Below are 17071 nucleotides of genomic sequence, written 5' to 3'. Positions count from 1 at the left end.
CTCAGCCGTCGGCGCCGAGGATCAGCCCGGACGTCGGCACCCCGGTGCCGGCCGTGACGAGTGCGTGTGAGGCATCCGCCACCTGGTTGACCGAGGTGCCGCGCAGTTGACGGACGGCCTCGGCGATGCCGTTCATGCCGTGCAGGTACGCCTCTCCGAGCTGGCCTCCGTGGGTGTTCAGCGGGAGAGTGTCCGCGGCCACGAATGCGGCGGCCTCACCGGGTTCGCAGAAGCCGAACCCCTCGAGCTGCATCAGGACGAAGGGCGTGAAGTGGTCGTAGAGAATGCCGACGTCGATGTCGGAAGGCCGTAGTCCACTCGTGCGCCACAGCTGGCGCGCGACCACGTCCATCTCCGGCAGCCCGGTCAGGTCGTCGCGATAGAAGGAGGTCATGCCCTCCTGGCGGCGTCCGGCTCCCTGTGCCGCAGCGGTGATCACGGCGGGGGCGTGCCGCAGGGTGCGAGCCCGTTCGGTCGTGGTGACCACGAGGGCCTGGCCGCCGTCGGTCTCCTGGCAGCAGTCCAGCAGCCGCAGTGGTTCGACGATCCAGCGCGAGGCGGCGTGGTCGGCGAGGGTGATCGGCTTGCCGTGGAAGTAGGCGGCGGGGTTGTTCGCGGCGTGGCGGCGGTCGGTGACGGCGACGTGTCCGAAGGCCTCAGGGGTGAGGTGGTAGGTATGCAGGTAGCGCTGGGCGGCCATGGCCACCCAGGAGGCGGGGGTCAGCAGTCCCCAGGGCAGCGACCAGCCGAGCGCCGCGCCCTCCGCCGAGGGCTCGCGCTGCTGGACGCCGGAACCGAAGCGGCGCCCGGACCTCTCGTTGAACGCGCGGTAGCAGACGACGACCTCCGCCACCCCGGTGGCGACGGCAAGAGCGGCCTGCTGGACAGTGGCGCAGGCGGCGCCCCCGCCATAGTGGATACGGGAGAAGAAGGACAGCTCCCCGATGCCCGCCGCCTGGGCGACGGTGATCTCGGGGCTGGTGTCCATCGTGAAGGTGACCATGCCGTCGACGTCGGCGGGGGTGAGACCCGCGTCGTCGAGAGCCGCGTGCACGGCTTCGACGGCGAGTTTGAGCTCACTGCGGCCGGAGTCCTTGGAGAACTCGGTCGCGCCGATGCCGGCGATCGCGGCCCGGCCGCCGAGCTTGTCCCGGCTACGCACACTCATGCCGCCACCTCCGCGGTGACCGTGCCCGACACATGGTGGCCGAGGCCGTTGGCTCCTACGACCCGGATCTCGACCGTGTTGCCGAGCACGGCCGTGACGGTGCCGGTGAGAGTCATGGTGTCCCCCGGATAGTTGGGGGCGCCGAGGCGGATGGCCACCTTGCGCAGGACGGCCCGAGGCCCGAGGCAATCGGTGATGTAGCGGCCGACCAGACCATTGGTCGTCAGGATGTTCATGAAGATGTCCGGGGAGCCCTTCTCCCGCGCGAGCGCCGCGTCGTGGTGCACATCCTGGTAATCGCGGGAGGCGATCGCGCCCGCGACGATCAGGGTGCGGGTGACCGCGATCTCCAGGGGCGGCAGCGTGTCACCGACGTTCATGCCCGCTCTCCCTCGGCTATCGAAGCTCCCAGCTCGGCCAGCAGCTCGCCGCCGCAGCCCAGGTAGGCGTCCAGCTGGCGCCCCCACAGGAAGTGCCGATGGACGGGATGGTCCAGATCGGCGCCCATGCCGCCGTGCAGGTGCTGCCCCGCATGTACGACGCGCTTGCCCGCCTCGGAAGCCCACCAGGCCGTCGTCAGCGCGTGCTCGTGCGCGGCGAGCCCCTGGTCGATACGCCAGGCCGCCTCGTACGCGGTCACCCGGATCGCCTCGGTGTCCATATACGCGTCGGCCGCACGCAGCATGACCGCCTGGTTGGTCGAGAGCGGACGGCCGAACTGCTCACGGGAGGAGGTGTGCTCCACTGCGCGGGCCAGCGAGCCCGCGCAGACGCCCGCCTGGAGCCCGGCGAAGGCGGTGCGCGCGGCGGCGAGGCTGTGCTCGTAGGCGCCCTCGATGCCGATGCGTTCGGCGTCGGCCCCGCTCAGGACCAGTCGGCCCGCCGACCAGGGCGCGGTCGTCTCGACGGGTGACGTCCGCACACCGGGCGCATCGGTCCGTACGAGCCACAGTGCCCGCTCGGTATCCGGAACCAGCACGTGAGTGGCGTCGCGCAGCCAGGGGACGGTGGGGGCGGTCCCGGTGAGCCGGCCGCCCCGGGCGGTGATCCGGCCGCGGGCGGGGAAGGCTCCGGTGGCCACCGCGTCCCCGCTGCCGAGCGCGGGCAGGAGGCGGGCACGCTGTTCGGGGCTGCCGTGGGCGGCCACCGGGAGGATTCCGTAGACGCAGGTGGCGGCGTAGGGGACCTGGGCCGTCGTGCGGCCCTGCTCCTCCAGCAGAAGGACCAGCCCGAGCAGGCCGATCTCCTGGACCGCGGCCGTCAGGCCGGCTGTGGTGAGGGCCTTCCACAGTTCGGCATCGCTGCCGGTGCCGGTCGCGGCGAGGCGTTCATGGGTGGAGAGGTCAGCGAAGATCCGCGCGGCCAGACCGGCAGCGGCGGCCTGTTCCTCGGTGGGGTGGAAGTCCATCAGGCCTCGCTCCCGCGGAAGACGGGAAGTTCCAGGTCGTCGTCGACGCGCAGGAACTCCAGTTGGACGGGAAGGCCGATGCGTACCTTGTCGTACGGGACACCGGTGATGTTGCTGATCATGCGTACCCCTTCGGCGAGCTCGACGAGCGCGACCGCATAGGGCGGGTCGAAGGCCGGGAACGGCGGATGGTGCATGACGACGTGGCTGAACACGGTGCCGGCCCCGGAGGCCTCGACCGTGTCCCACTCGGGGCTCGCGCAGGTGTTGCAGCCGGGGAGCCAGGGGAAGCGGAGGGTGTCGCACGAGGTACAGCGCTGGATCAGCAGCCGGTGGTCCCGGACGCCTTCCCAGAAACCCCGGTTGTCACGGTTGACCACGGGGCGGGGGCGCCGCGCGGTGGTCTTCACGCGGGGCGCGTCCTCCTTCGCCGGCCGTCCTGCGGGCGCGTACTTGAGGATACGGAAGCGGTGGGTACCGACCGGCTCCCCGCCCGCGCGGATGTCCATGCGGGTCGTCACGAAGTGGCCGCTGCCCAGCTTGGTCGTCTTGCGCGGCGACACGGACTCGATGACCGCGTCGAAGGTGACCGTGTCGCCGGGGCGCAGCGGGCGGAAGTACTCCTGTTCGCAGTCGGTGGCGACGACGGAGGTGAAGCCGGCGTCGTCGAGGAGCGCGAAGAGCTCGTCGTAGGCGGAGGAGCGGTCGGAGTGGCCGGAGAGCCCGCCCATCGTCCAGGCCTGGAGCATGGTGGGGGGAGCGATGGCGCCCGGCCCGGTGTAGGCGGGGTGGGTGTCGCCCATCGCCTCGCACCAGTGGCGGATCATCGGCTCGTTGACCGGGTCCTTGCCGCGGCCGGCGGTGGCGGCCGGTGCGCCCTCGAAGGCCGCGAGCAGCGCGTGGAACCGGGCGGCCTCCCCGGCCGTACCGGTCGCGTCCGCCGTCATCGCTTCCTCCCCTTCATCCCGAGCCGCATCATGGCGACGATCTCCCGCTGGACCTCGCTCACCCCGCCGCCGAAGGTGTTGATCTGCGCGGCCCGGTTCATCCGCTCAAGCTCGCCGCCCGCGAAGGCTTCGGGCCCCCGGACGAGCGCCTCCTCACCCACCACCTCCTGGCACATCCGGTACACCTCGACGGCGGACTCGGTACCGAGGAACTTCACGCCGCTGGCGTCACCGGGGGCGAGGCTTCCGCTGCGCACGTCCTGGACGAGACGCCAGTTGAGGAGGCGTACGGCCGCCAGCCGGGCGTGGGCCTCGGCGAGGCGGGACCGCACCCAGGCAAGGTCGGCGGGCCGCTCCCCGGTGGCCGGGTCGGGGGTGCGGACGTGCCGGAGGGCGAGCTCGTAGAAGTCCTCGGCCTGCATGCCGATGGCGGCGAGGGCCACGCGCTCGTGGTTCAGCTGGTTGGTGATCAGTTCCCAGCCGCCGTGTTCGGGGCCGACGAGGTTTCCGGCCGGCACGCGGACGGAGTCGTAGTACGTCGCCGTGGTCGTGAGCCCGCCGACGGTTTCGATCGGCGTCCACGAGAAGCCGGGGTCGCCGGTGGGGACGAGAATGATCGAGATGCCCTTGTGCTTCGGGGCTCGGGGGTCGGTGCGGCAGGCCAGCCAGATCCATTCGGCGTTCTGGGCGTTGGAGGTGAAGATCTTCTGCCCGTCGATCAGCCAGTCGGCTCCGTCACGGACCGCCCGGGTGCGCAGTGCGGCGAGGTCGGTGCCGGCCTCGGGCTCGGAGTAGCCGATGGCGAAGACGATCTCGCCCGAGAGGATCCGGGGGAGGAAGTAGTCCTTCTGTTCTTCGGTCCCGTACTTCATGAGGGTCGGGCCGACGGTGTTCAGCGTGACCATGGAGACGGGAGCGCCGGCACGGTAGGCCTCGTCGAAAAAGACGAACTGCTCGTCCGCCCCGCGGCCCTGTCCGCCGTAGGCGACGGGCCAGCCGAGGCCGAGCAGTCCGTCGGCGCCGATACGGCGCAGCAGTCCGCGCTGACGGGCCGGATCTTCGGGGACTCCGTCGGGCAGCAGTTCCTTGAAGTACGCGCGCAGTTCGGCACGGAGCCGCAACTTGCCTTCGGTCGGGGCGAGGTGCACGGCGCAGGCCTCCCGGCGTCCATGTCATCAAGATAACTGACTGTCCGTCAGATCTACCCGTGGTGTCAAGGTCGGGAAGATGCGGAAGAGGCAGGACGCGCGCGAGGGCGCCCGCGCTACCGGACCCCAGCCGGTCCGGTCGCACAGACGCCCTCACGATGGGAAGCGGCTGGTGCCGCTGCTACCACCAGGGGTGGAAGTTGACCGCCACGTTCGAGTTGCCCTGGTTGATCGAGGTAAAGGACGAACCGTTGACCTGTGCGGTGTTGTTCTGGTTGGAGGCGCCGAAGCCGGTGGCCACCTGCTGCGAGGTGGCCGAGTTGCCGTTGTTGTCACCACCCACGCCACTGCCGATGATGCTGGCGACGCTCGCATTCGATCCGTCGTTCGCGAAGGAGCCGTTGTCTGCCGACGCCACCCCGCCGAAGAGGGCGACGGTGAGGGGCAGGGCTGCGACGGCGGCGATGACGCGGGCGGTACGGCTGCTTGCCATGTCTTCATTCCTCCAGAAAACCGAAGTGGGACTTGCACCAGGGCGGTTGGCCGACCGCCTCGGTCGTTCCGTGCTGACGACGTCGCGAGACCAGAGTTGCCCACCGAATCCCCGGCGAACCACCCCGGACTTCCCGATTCCCCCGCAAGCATGAGCAACACCGGATAAACCCCATTCGCGCCCCCGAGGCCCCGGATCAGCACTGCAGAACCAGCCGCACCCCGCATCGCACAAGAGGTGAAGCGTTCCGTCAGGCCGTCACTCCGGAACATGCCGAAAAGGGCCGCGCCGTCCGGGAACCCCACCGTCTCCCGGGCCTGCGGCCCTGCACTGCCAAGCTTCACGCCCCCTGCACGCTCCCCGGCGCACGCCGGGGGATCCCTCCGTACCCCGCTTCCGGGGCACCGCTCGGCGCGATCCACGGTCGAGACCGACCGGGCTCCAGCGCCTGACTGCGTTCCTGCCTCTGTATCCCTGTCGCTGCCTGACGCCTGCGGCTGCCTACAAGCGGGCTTCCGGGGGCGGTGCTGATTCCCGCCGCGACCTCGCCCCTGCCTGCGGTCCTGCTGCTGCCTGCGCACCGGCGCACCCTCGCCCGACGGCGCGTCCCGGCCTCCGGCTGCGGTTCACAGTTCGTTCCGCTGCGTTCTGCCTGCCCGTACGGGGCTACGCGGCGAGCGCCAGTTCCTCGCGGGCGGCACGGACGGTACGGGCGGCACGGACGGCACGGGCGGTACGTGGGGCAGGTACCACGGAGGGCGCCATGACGCGGGCGGCGGTTCCGGGGGCGGCACCCATGGCTGCGGCGGTGGTCGAGCGGCGGACACCGGGCGTCTTGCCGTGGGCCTCGGCGCGGATGCGCTGCTTCAGGGTCGGCGGCAGCGAACCACCCCGCATCATCTCCCGCCAGCTCCTCGGCGCCGAGACCGCCTGCCGGCGCGCGGGGACGGCGGCGACAGCAGTCGGAGCCGCGCCACCGGCGGTGGATGCGGCGGCGGCCGGAGCAGCCTTGCCGCCGAAGCCGAGGCTGGCGAGAACGGCCACGAGTGCTGCGAGGACCGAGGTCCAGATCGACGTGAGGACGTTGCGGTGAGCCATGACGGTGTGCCTCGATTCGCGATGTTCGGACGGGCGGATCTGAATACATTCGTCATGATGTGGGGGCAACCGCACCGCGTTCATCACACGCGCCGATCTTCCGACTAACACCACCCGGAAGGATCAATCGCACGTTCCGCCCGGCCCCTGGAGCCCGTGAAGACCGCGCTTTCAGGACCGGCCGGGCCCGGACCGGGCGGGGACCGCTGCCCCTGCACGCCGGCATCCGACCCGCAAGGCGAGAAACCCGCCCCGGGCGTTACCCCGCCGGTGAACGCCCCGCACGCCCGGTCCGGGCAGCGCTCCCTGGTGATCACGGCGGCCGACGACCTGCCCGCCCCCTCCGGCCGTCAGGCGCGGGACCGCAACGCCGGCCGGTCAGGGAGTCCTCCGGCACTGGGTGTCGGACATGAGGGGAAGCGTTGTGCGGTGTTCCCGGCGTGCTCGCCGTGCACGGCTCTGAGCAGGTACGTACAGCCGAGCAGGATGAGTAGGCGTACTCAGGTGGCGGTTCTCGGCAGCTTCGAGACTGGGCGCAGGTCGAACGAAGCGAAACGGAACGGGGAAACGTCATGGTGCGGCGCTGGTCGAAGGCTGAGATGTGGGTGCCCGGCGCATACCTGGCACTGGTGGTCGCGATGCTCGTCTACGTCGCGGTGGGCAGCCGGACCGGGGACATCGGGCTCTTCGGAGTCTGGCCGATCCTGGCCACCGCGCCGGTCAGCCTCCTGCTGCTGAGCACCTTCGGACCCGCGGCGGACGCCATGGGGCCGGCCCCGACTCCGCCCGTGGAGCCCTACTACGGCTCGGAACCGCCCGCCGAGCCGCCCGCCGAGCCGCCCGCGGAGTTCGTTCCGGCGTCGGATCCGCTCCCCGCGGACTGGGTACCGGACACCTCCGTGGCCATCGAGCCCTCGATCTGGGGAGGACTCGGCTTCTCCGCTGCGGTCCTGTTCAGCGCCCTGGTCAACGCCGCGGCGATCTGGGCCCTGCTCCGCTTCGTGGCGCGGCGACGCAACGCCGGAGGCACGCAGGTCTAGCACCCTGGTCCTGGCCCACGAACTGGCCCGTACGTGGGCAGAAGCAGGGGGCTGGCCCTCCGTCTCAGGAGTAGAAGCCGGTCCAGTACTCATCGGGCGCCGCGGCGAACGTCTCGGGCTGTTCACACTGAAGGACTTCGTACCGCTCATGGAAGGTCAGGAGCGCCTCTTGAAGAGAACATCCGAGATGCTCTCGGATGGCCTTGATGCCCGGCAGGATACGGCCAGCAAAGATCTCGCCGTCAGCGACAGTTACGGAGGCGGGGGGCGTCTCGCTCATGCTGGCAAGATCGCACAGTGCAGTGGTCCGGCGCTGCTGAGATTTGGGCGTGCGGGGCCCTGCGAGCGCTGCTCTCGTACCCCATGCGTGCCCGTCATGGCGGGGAACCAAGGGTGTCAGCAGCCACGGACGGTGTCCGCACCACCAAACGGCCCCTGACCATATCTCCTGGTCAGGGGCCGTTCATCTGCGGTGGGTGTGGGATTTGAACCCACGGTGACATCGCTGCCACGACGGTTTTCAAGACCGTTCCCTTAGGCCGCTCGGGCAACCCACCTGGCCGGTACAGAGTACCGGCCAGGTGGGGGTGGCGGGGCGACTGTCGGATCAGGAGGTTTGCGCCTTGTCGTAGGCAGCCTTCGCCTCGTTGCCGAGATACGGCCCGTACATGCGGTTCGGCAGGAAGTTGTAGCCGAAGCTGTTCACCGAAACCTGGGTACCGAGACCCGTGGTCTCGTTGAAGTCCTGGAACCAGGGACCGCCGCTGGAGCCGCCCGTCATGTTGCAGCCCAGACTGTGGTCCCGGGTGAGCAGGAAGTCCTTGCCGCTGTTGCCGCTGCAGTAGACCAGCTTCGTGCCGTCGTAGGGGGCCGCCGCGGGGAAGCCGAAAAAGTACATCCTCTTGTTGTAGCCGCCGTTGAAGAGGACGCCCTGCGCGCCGACGGCCTGGCTGAGGGTCCGGCCGTTCAGCGGGGCGACGACGGCGAGACCGACGTCCATGTTCATGTCCTCGCTCGCCGCCCACTGGTCGGTGGCGAAGGTCTTGGTGGCCGACCACTGGCCGTAGGGCGCGGATCCGTTGCTGTAGGCGGGCACGAAGACCCAGTTCGTGTGCCAGGCGCCCTGGTACTTCACGCAGTGGCCGGCCGTCATCACCGTGCTGCCGTTGGCGCTGGTGATCGAGTTGCCGGAACAGGAGGCGGTGCGGCTGCCCATCGTGAAGAAGACCCGGCCCGAGGTCTTCACGACCGCGCCGCCACCCGTCCAGGCCCCGCCCGCCTGCGGGAAGGCCGTGGGCGACGCGGCGGTCGCGGCAGCGGTCGGGGCGATGGCCGTGGGGGCCGCGGAGGCTGCGGAGGCCGCAGTGGAGATGCGGCCCGCGCCGGGGACCGCCGTGACGTCGAGCGGGGTGGCCCCCCGCATCCGCTCGGCGGTCCAGAAGCCCTGGGTGTGCTGCTGCCGGAAGGACGTGCTGGCGTCCGCCGCGATCGAGGGTGTGGCCGCCGTCAGGGCACCCGCTACCAGGGCGCCCACCGAGAGCAGGACGGACAAGGCCGTGCGATGACGATTCACGCATGACTCCTTCTGCCGTGCCCGGACCGGTCGGAGCCGGGCAGGGTGGGGGTGAAGAGCGGTCGGTGCGGATCGGCTGTGCGTGGCGCGTCGTACGGGGTGCGGCTTTGTCGGGGCAGAGTGGCACGGCCCCGCATCAATGTCATCGGACAGTCGGAACGTTCGGTAGGTTCCGGCCAGGAAATGTCCAACTCCCGGCCGTTGCAGCGTCATACCGTGAGCATCACGCCCGCGTACGAGGCCCCGGCGACGACCACCCACGCCCCCAGTCCCAGCGCTGCGGCACGCCCACCGGTCCGGGCCAGCGTCGGCAGGTGGACTGCGCTCCCCAGGCCGAACAGGGCCGCCGCCAGCAGTGCCTCCTGCGCGGTGCGCGCCCATTCCAGGGCGACGTCGGGCAGCACGCCTGTGGCGCGCAGCGCGGCCGCGGCCAGGAACCCGGCCACGAAGAGCGGCACCGGGGCGGGCCGTCGCCCCGAGGACGTGCGCATGCCGCGCCGCCGGGCCCGTACCGAGAAGGCGACCGCCGCCACCAGAGGGGCGAGCAGGGCCACCCGCATCAGCTTGACCAGCACCGCCTCGCCCAGGGCGTCCGGGCCCGCCGTCTGCGCGGTTGCCACCACCTGGCCGACGTCGTGCACACCGGCGCCGACCCACCTCCCGAAGGCCTGGTCGGAGAGCATCAGCGGGTCCTGGAGGAGGGGCAGTACGGCGATGGCGAGGGTTCCGCACAGGGTGACCAGTGCCACCGAGGCGGCCACGTCCTCCTCGTCACTGCCCGAAACCTGGCTCACGGCGCCGATCGCGGAGGCTCCACAGATCGAGTACCCCGTGGCGATCAGCAGCGGCTGGTCGCCCGGTAGTCCCAGCCTGCGGCCCATCCAGAGGGTGCCGAAGAACGTGGCCGCGACCACCCCGACCACCATGGCCACCGTGACCCAGCCCAGACGGAGCACCTGGTCCAGCCCCAGTCCGAGGCCCAGCAGGACGATGCCGATCCGCATGAGCCGCCGCCCGGCCAGGGAGAGGCCTGCTCGCCCGGCTCCCCGTACGAGGCTCCGCGGTCCGGGGAGGTGAGCCATCGCGATACCCAGCACCACTGACGCGGTCAGCATCGGTACGGCCGGTATGAGGCGATGGACGCACCAGGCGGCCAGGGCTCCTCCAGCCGCCAGCACCAACCCGGGCCAAGGCGTGGATGTTTCACGTGAAACATGCCGAACCACCTTGCCCTGTGGGCGATGGAGGAGGGCCATCAGCCGACGGGAAGCTGGTAGACGCGACGGATGCTGGTCCCCAGCCGGGACACGTCAGCGCCGTACACGTGCACCGATATCGCCGTGGTGGAACAGGAGTTGCGTACCTGGTGGATATCGCCGGGCGGCGCGAATCCACAGACCTCACCCTGGGCGTTGACCACGCTCTCCGTCGCCACCAGGCGAGCAGGACCCGCACCGGGCGCGAGGCGGAAACGGCTTTCGCTCTCCTCGCCCTGGTGCACCCCGGCCACGCACCACGACACGTGATCGTGGATGCAGGTCTCCTGCCCCGGAAGCCACACCAGCGCCACCACGGAGAAACTGCCGTCGGGCTCCGCGTGCAGGATGTGCTGCCGGTACCGCTCCGCATCGCCCTCCTGCTGTGTCGGCGTCAGCAGGTCGGTCGCACCGAGGTGGGGAGCGAGCCTTTCGCCCACGAGGTAGGCGGTGAGGTCGGGGGCCAGTCCCCGCTCCACGACCGTGCGGATCTCACTGATGAGGGCGGCCATCCTCGTGGTGGTACGGGCCGGTGTGGTGGTGGTCATACGGGCAGCGTGCGGGCGCCGTTCCATTGCGTCCAACGACAGTTTTTACCCGAAATCCCAAGCAGCGCTTATGGATTGGTCAGCAGCCGACCCGATTGGAGGCCACCTGCTTGAGTGCGCTCAGCACCACGGCCGTTGCCGGGATCCGCAGGTGGTCCCGGTAGACGTACGCGGCGATGTGCCGGCGGGCGGCCGGCTGGAGCGCGCGTCCGCAGACCCGGCTCAGCGAGAGCGAGGGCAGGACCAACGCGGGCATCATCGCCACACCCAGGCCCTGGGCCACCAGGCTCTGTACCACCAGGTTGTCGTCGGTGGCGAAGCGGATGTCGGGCACGAAGCCCAGCTCCGCGCACTCGTGCAGCAGGTTCGCCCTGCAGCGCGGGCAGCCTGCGATCCACCGCTCCTCGGCGAGGTCGGCCAGGTGCACGGCGCGGCGCCGGGCCAGCGGGTGCCCGGTCGGGAGCAGCACCGTCAGCTGGTCCTCCAGCAGCCTGACCTCGGCGACGTCCCCCGGTACCTCCTCGTGCAGGCCGGGATAGGTGAAGGCGAGGGTGATGTCGCACTCGCCGCGCTCCAGCCGTCGCAGCGACTCCGGGGGCTCTCCCTCCAGTAGCTCCACCTGTATGCCCGGGTGGTCCTTGGCCAGGCCGCTCAGGGCTTCCGGGACAAGGGTGACGTTGGCGCTGGGGAAGCCGCACAGCCTGACCCGGCCGGTGCGCAGGCGGGCGTATGCCCGCAGCTGGGCCTCGGCGGCCGAGAGGTTGCCGAGGATGGTCTCGGCGTGCCGGGAGAGGGACTCCCCGGCCTCGGTGAGCTGCATCCTGCGGCCGACACGGGTGAACAGCGGGGTGCCGACAGCGCGTTCGAGCGCCTTCATCTGCTGGGTGATGGCGGGCTGGGTGTAGCCCAGCACGCGCGCGGCCGCCGAGTACGAGCCGGCGGCGACCACGGCGTGGAACGTACGTATGTGCCGAGAATCGAACACCAGCGAAGCATAAGCGGACGTTGGAGGGCCGTGGGCGCAATCGCGCCCACGGCCCTCGCCATTGAGCCACCGCCGTGGCCGGTCGTGCTACTTGTCGCCGATCCTGGAGCCGAGCGTGATGTCGACGGTGGTCGGCTTGCCGTCACGCAGGTAGGTGAGCTTCACCGTGTCGCCGGGCTTGTAGGTCCAGATCATGCTGATCAGGGTCGGACCGCTGTCGACCGGCTTGCCGCCGAAGGCCGTGATGACGTCGCCCGGCCTGAGGCCCGCCTTGCCGGCCGGACCGTTGGGGTCGACGAGCTCGTTGGCGGCGGCACCCTGCTCGGAGATCTTCGCGCCTTCGGTCTTGGCCTGGAGGTCCACGGAGACCGAGATCACCGGGTAGACCGGCTTGCCCGTCTTGATCAGGGATTCGGCCACGTTCTTGGCCTGGTTGATCGGGATAGCGAAGCCGAGCCCGATGGAGCCGGCCTGGCCGCCGCCGAAGCCGCCGTTCCCGGCCGACTGGATGGCGGAGTTGATGCCGATGACGGCGCCGCGACCGTCCAGAAGCGGCCCGCCGGAGTTGCCCGGGTTGATCGAGGCATCCGTCTGCAGCGCGCTCATGTACGAGTTCTTGCTGCCGGTGCCGTCACCGGAGGCGACCGGGCGGTTCTTGGCGCTGACGATGCCGGTGGTGACCGTATTGGACAGACCGAACGGGGCACCGATCGCGATCGTGGCGTCGCCGACCGCGACCTTGTCGGAGTCGCCGAGGGCCAGCGGCTTCAGGCCGGCCGGCGGGTTCTTCAGCTTCAGCACGGCGACGTCGTAGCCCTGGGCACGGCCCACCACCTCGGCGTCGTACCGCTTTCCGTCGGAGAAGGTCGCGAAGAGCTTGCCGCCGTTCACAGCGGAGGCCACGACGTGGTTGTTGGTGAGGATGTGGCCCTGCTGGTCGTAGACGAAGCCGGTGCCGGTGCCCCCCTCACCGTCTCCGGCCGAAGCCTCAATGGTGACCACGCTGGGCAGTGCGCCGGCGGCGAGCCCGGCGATGGAGCCGGCCTCGCGCTTGAGGTCCTTCGGGGTGTTGGCCGCGCTGATCGTGGTCGAGCCGGTGCCGTTGTTGCTGCGCTCGGCGGCCCAATAGCCGACGCTGCCGCCGATGCCGCCCGCGAGGAGGGCCGCCACGAGCACGGCCGCGATCAGGCCGCCCCTGCCCTTCGGCTTGGGCGCGGGATAGCCGTCGGCGGCCGGGGGAGCGCCCCAGACCGGACCGCCGCCCGCACCGCCCGCACCGTACGCCGGCACGGTGGGCGGCGGGGGAGGCCAGCCCTCGGCCCCGTGCGCGGCCGGGGCGGGGGCCTGGCCGTAGGCAGGGGCCTGCGGGGCGGGCGGGGGCGGGATCTGCTGGGTCGCCCCGGTGCCCGGCGCAGGCGTCGGCGGAAGCTGCTGGGTCACGTGCTCACCGGCGGCGGGCGCCGGTGCGGGCGCCGCGGACGGGGCCGGCGGCACGCCCGGGGCGGCGTCCTGCGGGGCGTGGTCCGGCTGCGGAGCGGGCGTGGAGGCCGCCGGCGCCGTCTCGGAGCCCTGAGCAGGGGTCACGGACGGGGCCGCGGAGGGTGTGGGGGCCGCGGTGCCCTGGTTCTCGGTGCTCACAGCTCTCTCTCCTCGTCACGCACAACTGCAGAAATCCGGCGATATCGATCCGGCTGAACGTTCGACATGCCGTACAAGTTCCAGGACAAAGCCTTTCCCATGCCCCGTCAGAGCACTGTAAGCCGGACCTGTGCATCTCCCCCCATTCTTTATGTCCGACATTTCGGATGCACTCGCAGGGCTCGACCCCGACCATCAGAGGGCTGACGGTGGCACCATGACCCGGTGACCCACGCAATGCCGCGCACCATCCAGGTCGTCGCCCACCGCGGCGCTTCGGAGGACGCCCCCGAGCACACCCTGGCCGCCTACCGCAAGGCCATCGAGGACGGCGCCGACGCCCTCGAATGCGATGTCAGGCTCACCGCCGACGGCCATCTGGTCCTGGTCCACGACCGCAGGGTGAACCGCACCTCGAACGGCCGCGGCGCCGTCTCCGCCCTGGAGCTGGCCGATCTCGCCGCCCTCGACTTCGGCTCCTGGAAAGACCGCGAGGAATCCCCCGACTGGGACGCCGACCCCGAGCGCACCTCGGTCCTCACCCTGGAGCGCCTTCTGGAGCTGGTCGCGGACACCGGACGGCCCGTACAGCTCGCGATCGAGACGAAGCACCCGACGCGCTGGGCCGGACAGGTGGAGGAGCGCCTGCTCTCCCTCCTCAGGCGCTTCGGTCTGGACGCCGCGCCGCCCGAGGGCCCGCACCCGGTCCGGGTCATGAGCTTCTCCGCGCGCTCCCTGCACCGGGTGCAGGCCGCCGCGCCGACGATCCCGACCGTGTACCTCATGCAGTTCATCTCACCCCGGATGCGCGACGGACGGCTGCCGGCTGGAGTGGCGATCGCCGGCCCCGGGATCCGGATCGTCCGCAATCACCCCGGCTTCATCCGCAGGCTTCAGGACGCGGGCCATTCCGTTCACGTGTGGACGGTGAACGATCCAGAAGACGTTCAGCTCTGCGCGGATCTGGGTGTGGAAGCGATCATTACGAACAGACCGCGTCAAGTTCTGTCCCAACTGGGTCGCTGACGTCCCGATTTGCCCACCTCCCACCCTCACCCCATCCATCACAGGGCGTACACCGGCGCATCCGTACCGTATTCGGCCGACACGAATGCGTCAGAGCGGTCTGGTTCGGCGGTTTCCGGTCCAGGCCAAGAGGGCATCCAGACCATGCGTGGGGCTAAGGAGGTTCCGGGGGTGGCGTTGGTGGTGGCACAAGAAGTGCCCACGTCGTCGTGCATGGACGTACGCCATGGTCCTGCGGGCGTGGGTGAGGCCAGACACCGGATGCGCGCACAACTGCGTATCAGCGGGGTGGCCGATTCGGTCGTGGACGATGCCGTACTGATCCTTTCCGAACTGCTCAGCAACGCCTGCCGACATGGCAGGCCGCTGGGCGCTCGGGAAGTCGGGGAGGGGGAGATACGCGCCGCGTGGCGCGTCGACGGAGCGGGGCGGCTGATGGTCGAGGTCACGGACGGGGGTGGGCCCACCCGGCCTGTTCCTTCGACGCCCTCGGTCACCGCACGCGGCGGCCGGGGGCTGAACATCATCAGCGCCCTCGCCCAGGACTGGGGTGTCCGGGACGGAGCGGCGGGTGAGGTCACCGTCTGGGTAATCGTTGCCTGCGGGCCCCGGCACGAGGATTTCGCTACGCGCGTTGCGCCCCCGGCGATCGACTTCAGCACGGCATTCGACGATCTCGACGTCTGACCCCGCGGGCCCGGAAGTCGGGACCTTCCCCGGACCGGGACCGGTGACCGCACCACAGCTCGACATCAGCACAGCAGCACCGGCCATCCGAACAAGCGGCCGTCCGGGAGCGCACGCCGACCGTGCTCCCGGCCGCACCCCACCGGTTCCGGCGGTACGAACGGCTAGGCTCGCGCCCAGACCGACGCCGTACCGCCGCAACCGGGAGACACGCACGATGGCCAAGAAGCGCCCCGCAACCAAGTCTGCAAAGCCGCAGCTCAGCAACGGCGAGATCCCCGTTGTCGGGGCGCGCGAGCCCTGCCCCTGCGGATCCGGGCGCCGTTACAAGGCCTGTCACGGCGCCGCCGCCGCGCACGCCGTCACCGAGCACGTCCGGCGGCCGTTCGAGGGTCTGCCGGGCGAGTGCGACTGGGTCGCGCTGCGCGAACTCGTGCCCGCGGCCACCATCCCGTTGTCGCTGAAGGGCGGTCTGCCCGAGGGCGTCCCCTCCGTCACGCTGGTGACCGTGCTGCCCATGGCCTGGCCGGCGCTGCGCCGCGAGGACGGGTCGGTCCTGCTCGGCCTGCAGAACGAGACGTCCACCGGAGACCTGAGCCGCGACCTGGCCGACACCCTGGAGCGCGCACTCGTCGCGGAGCCGGGAACTCCGGTCACTGCCCGCCGCGTACCCGCCGAGGGCCCCCGACTTCAGGATCTCCTGGACACCGACGGCGGTTTCGAGCCGGTTGTGCACAGCGGCTTCGAATTCTGGATTCCGGAATCCGAGGGCGGCGAGAACGCGTCGCCGGAGATCGCCGCCTCACTGGAGCGCGCCAACGCGGCCGCCATCCCCACCGTCAAGCTGACCGGCGTCGACGCCGCCTACTGGTGCGAGACCCCGGACAAGAACCACCTGCGCTGGGTCATGCCGCACCCCGAGGAAAAGCTCCTCGACGCCCTCGCGCGGCTGCATGCGGCCGGCACGTCCTCGCTCGGCGAGGGCACCAAGCTCGTCGGTTCCTTCCGCGCCCACGGCCTGATGGTCCCGGTCTGGGATCTGCCGACCGGGGTGACGGCCGACGACGTCGAGAAGCCGGCGGCGGAGTTCGCGGAGCGGCTGGCCAAGGCACTGGCCGCGGACGCTCCGCTGACCGCCGAGGAGCGCCGGGCGCGCGGCGGTCTCACCAACCGCCAGGTGACCCTGAGCTGACGCAGCCCGGACGCGCGGAGTCGGTGACCGGGGTCACAACTCCCGTTAATCGTCTGCAAATCGGTGTCTGAATATCAGAGATCGAATTTGCGAACAGGCGATCTCTTGTTACCGTTCTTGTAGCCCGGTCGCTGGTGCATCCCCCGTCGCCAGCGACCGGGCCCTTCTATTCAGGGCGGTGTTCAACCGTCAGCCGGTGCCGGTGAGTTGCTCCCGGACCGCAAGAGCAGCTTCCCTTCATCATCCGGAACTGCAAACTCCGCAACAGCGGAGTAACTCTCCAACCCCCCGGCGGAGTCTTCCTTCGGCGTCTCGCACAGACCGGGTTCGTCACCGGCACCGACCGAGCAGCGGATCTGCACCGTGCGCCCGGCCGGCCCCATCACCGTCAGCACGGCGTCCAGCGCCTGACCACTCGTGTTCCTGTAGTAACTCCTGCCCCACGTCTGGCTTTCGGTCGCCATGACGCACGTCTGCGCCTCCACTCCGTAGGGCGAGGACACCTCGGGGCCGCATCGGGCATCCGTACGGGGCTGCTCCGCCGGGCCCGAGCGCCCGGTCCCGGCCGGTTCCGCCGGGCGCCCGACCGGCACGGACGAGGTACGGGCGGGCTCCGAAAGGCCCAGGCTCGTGAACAGGCCGCCGCTCTTTCCGTCGTCCTGACCGGCAAGATCAGGCCCGGCGATCGCACCGGCGAGCGGGAGCGACAGGATGATCAGCACACCGGCGCCGATACCGATCAGGCGGAGATTCATTCGCCGAAGATAGCGACGCGGGAAAGGGGCGCGGAGATCCCCGCGCCCAATTCCCTTGGAAACTCGCCCCACTGGCACCCGTACGAGTGATCCTCAGGGACCCCGCAGG

Annotated in this window: 17 protein-coding genes, 1 tRNA gene and 1 pseudogene; 4 read left to right on the top strand and 15 right to left on the bottom strand. The window is 70.5% G+C overall.

Going from position 1 to position 17071, the window contains the following annotated elements:
* Nucleotide 1: 1 nt before the first annotated feature.
* From AW27_RS17375 to AW27_RS17345, 7 genes are all read right to left on the bottom strand, one after another.
* Nucleotides 2-1168: a lipid-transfer protein gene (locus AW27_RS17375; protein ID WP_037920177.1), complete on the bottom strand. Its 1167-nt coding sequence runs from the start codon at nt 1166-1168 to the stop codon at nt 2-4.
* On the bottom strand, nt 1165-1548 hold the full coding sequence (locus AW27_RS17370; protein ID WP_037920180.1) for a MaoC family dehydratase: 384 nt from the start codon (nt 1546-1548) through the stop codon (nt 1165-1167). The genes AW27_RS17375 and AW27_RS17370 overlap by 4 nt, the downstream gene beginning before the upstream one ends.
* Nucleotides 1545-2576 (bottom strand): acyl-CoA dehydrogenase family protein, encoded by a 1032-nt coding sequence (locus tag AW27_RS17365; protein ID WP_037920189.1) that lies wholly within the window; start codon nt 2574-2576, stop codon nt 1545-1547. Before AW27_RS17365 ends, AW27_RS17370 begins: the two co-directional genes overlap by 4 nt.
* A complete protein-coding gene (locus AW27_RS17360; protein WP_037920192.1) occupies nt 2576-3523 on the bottom strand; it encodes a bifunctional MaoC family dehydratase N-terminal/OB-fold nucleic acid binding domain-containing protein in 948 nt (315 codons plus the stop codon). The genes AW27_RS17365 and AW27_RS17360 overlap by 1 nt, the downstream gene beginning before the upstream one ends.
* A complete protein-coding gene (locus tag AW27_RS17355) occupies nt 3520-4671 on the bottom strand; it encodes an acyl-CoA dehydrogenase family protein (protein ID WP_037920194.1) in 1152 nt (383 codons plus the stop codon). The genes AW27_RS17360 and AW27_RS17355 overlap by 4 nt, the downstream gene beginning before the upstream one ends.
* Before the next feature lie 181 nt (nt 4672-4852).
* Nucleotides 4853-5164, bottom strand: coding sequence for a hypothetical protein (locus tag AW27_RS17350; RefSeq protein WP_037920196.1), 312 nt, complete (start codon nt 5162-5164; stop codon nt 4853-4855).
* 666 nt (nt 5165-5830) lie between these two features.
* Nucleotides 5831-6262: a DUF6344 domain-containing protein gene (locus AW27_RS17345; RefSeq protein ID WP_037920198.1), complete on the bottom strand. Its 432-nt coding sequence runs from the start codon at nt 6260-6262 to the stop codon at nt 5831-5833.
* A 572-nt stretch (nt 6263-6834) separates the two neighbouring features.
* Here AW27_RS17345 and AW27_RS17340 point away from each other — a divergent pair.
* Nucleotides 6835-7302, top strand: a complete 468-nt coding sequence (locus tag AW27_RS17340; RefSeq protein WP_037920200.1) for an SCO4225 family membrane protein — start codon at nt 6835-6837, stop codon at nt 7300-7302.
* Nucleotides 7303-7366: 64 nt separating this feature from the next.
* On the opposite strand, the gene AW27_RS17335 is transcribed toward AW27_RS17340, so the two are convergent.
* The 7 genes from AW27_RS17335 to AW27_RS17305 all read right to left on the bottom strand — a co-directional run bounded on the left by AW27_RS17335 (nt 7367) and on the right by AW27_RS17305 (nt 13302).
* Nucleotides 7367-7582 carry a hypothetical protein gene (locus AW27_RS17335; RefSeq protein WP_037920209.1) on the bottom strand — a complete coding sequence of 72 codons (216 nt, stop codon included), beginning with the start codon at nt 7580-7582 and terminating at the stop codon, nt 7367-7369.
* A gap of 190 nt (nt 7583-7772) precedes the next feature.
* Nucleotides 7773-7859 (bottom strand) — tRNA-Ser (locus AW27_RS17330).
* 50 nt (nt 7860-7909) lie between these two features.
* Nucleotides 7910-8875: a trypsin-like serine peptidase gene (locus tag AW27_RS17325; protein ID WP_037920212.1), complete on the bottom strand. Its 966-nt coding sequence runs from the start codon at nt 8873-8875 to the stop codon at nt 7910-7912.
* A gap of 209 nt (nt 8876-9084) precedes the next feature.
* Nucleotides 9085-10131 (bottom strand): YeiH family protein, encoded by a 1047-nt coding sequence (locus AW27_RS17320; RefSeq protein ID WP_037920216.1) that lies wholly within the window; start codon nt 10129-10131, stop codon nt 9085-9087.
* On the bottom strand, nt 10131-10679 hold the full coding sequence (locus AW27_RS17315; RefSeq protein WP_037920219.1) for a cysteine dioxygenase family protein: 549 nt from the start codon (nt 10677-10679) through the stop codon (nt 10131-10133). The genes AW27_RS17320 and AW27_RS17315 overlap by 1 nt, the downstream gene beginning before the upstream one ends.
* Nucleotides 10680-10758: 79 nt before the next feature.
* Nucleotides 10759-11664, bottom strand: a complete 906-nt coding sequence (locus AW27_RS17310) for a LysR family transcriptional regulator (RefSeq protein WP_037920222.1) — start codon at nt 11662-11664, stop codon at nt 10759-10761.
* A gap of 87 nt (nt 11665-11751) precedes the next feature.
* Complete coding sequence (locus AW27_RS17305) at nt 11752-13302, bottom strand: S1C family serine protease (protein ID WP_037920225.1); 1551 nt, start codon at nt 13300-13302, stop codon at nt 11752-11754.
* Between the two features lie 237 nt (nt 13303-13539).
* Between AW27_RS17305 and AW27_RS17300 the strand changes: the two genes are divergently transcribed.
* The 3 genes and pseudogenes from AW27_RS17300 to AW27_RS17290 all read left to right on the top strand — a co-directional run bounded on the left by AW27_RS17300 (nt 13540) and on the right by AW27_RS17290 (nt 16207).
* Complete coding sequence (locus AW27_RS17300) at nt 13540-14328, top strand: glycerophosphodiester phosphodiesterase (protein WP_172671318.1); 789 nt, start codon at nt 13540-13542, stop codon at nt 14326-14328.
* A gap of 85 nt (nt 14329-14413) precedes the next feature.
* Nucleotides 14414-15015 (top strand): annotated as a pseudogene (locus AW27_RS17295) (ATP-binding protein).
* A gap of 217 nt (nt 15016-15232) precedes the next feature.
* On the top strand, nt 15233-16207 hold the full coding sequence (locus AW27_RS17290) for a DUF5926 family protein (protein ID WP_037920232.1): 975 nt from the start codon (nt 15233-15235) through the stop codon (nt 16205-16207).
* A gap of 182 nt (nt 16208-16389) precedes the next feature.
* Here AW27_RS17290 and AW27_RS17285 read toward each other — a convergent pair whose 3' ends face one another.
* Nucleotides 16390-16962 carry a hypothetical protein gene (locus AW27_RS17285; RefSeq protein WP_037920234.1) on the bottom strand — a complete coding sequence of 191 codons (573 nt, stop codon included), beginning with the start codon at nt 16960-16962 and terminating at the stop codon, nt 16390-16392.
* Nucleotides 16963-17071: the final 109 nt, after the last annotated feature.

It is taken from the genome of Streptomyces sp. PCS3-D2 (assembly GCF_000612545.2).
In the GTDB taxonomy this organism is placed as follows: domain Bacteria; phylum Actinomycetota; class Actinomycetes; order Streptomycetales; family Streptomycetaceae; genus Streptomyces.
This window is presented reverse-complemented; position numbering and strand designations above follow the sequence as displayed.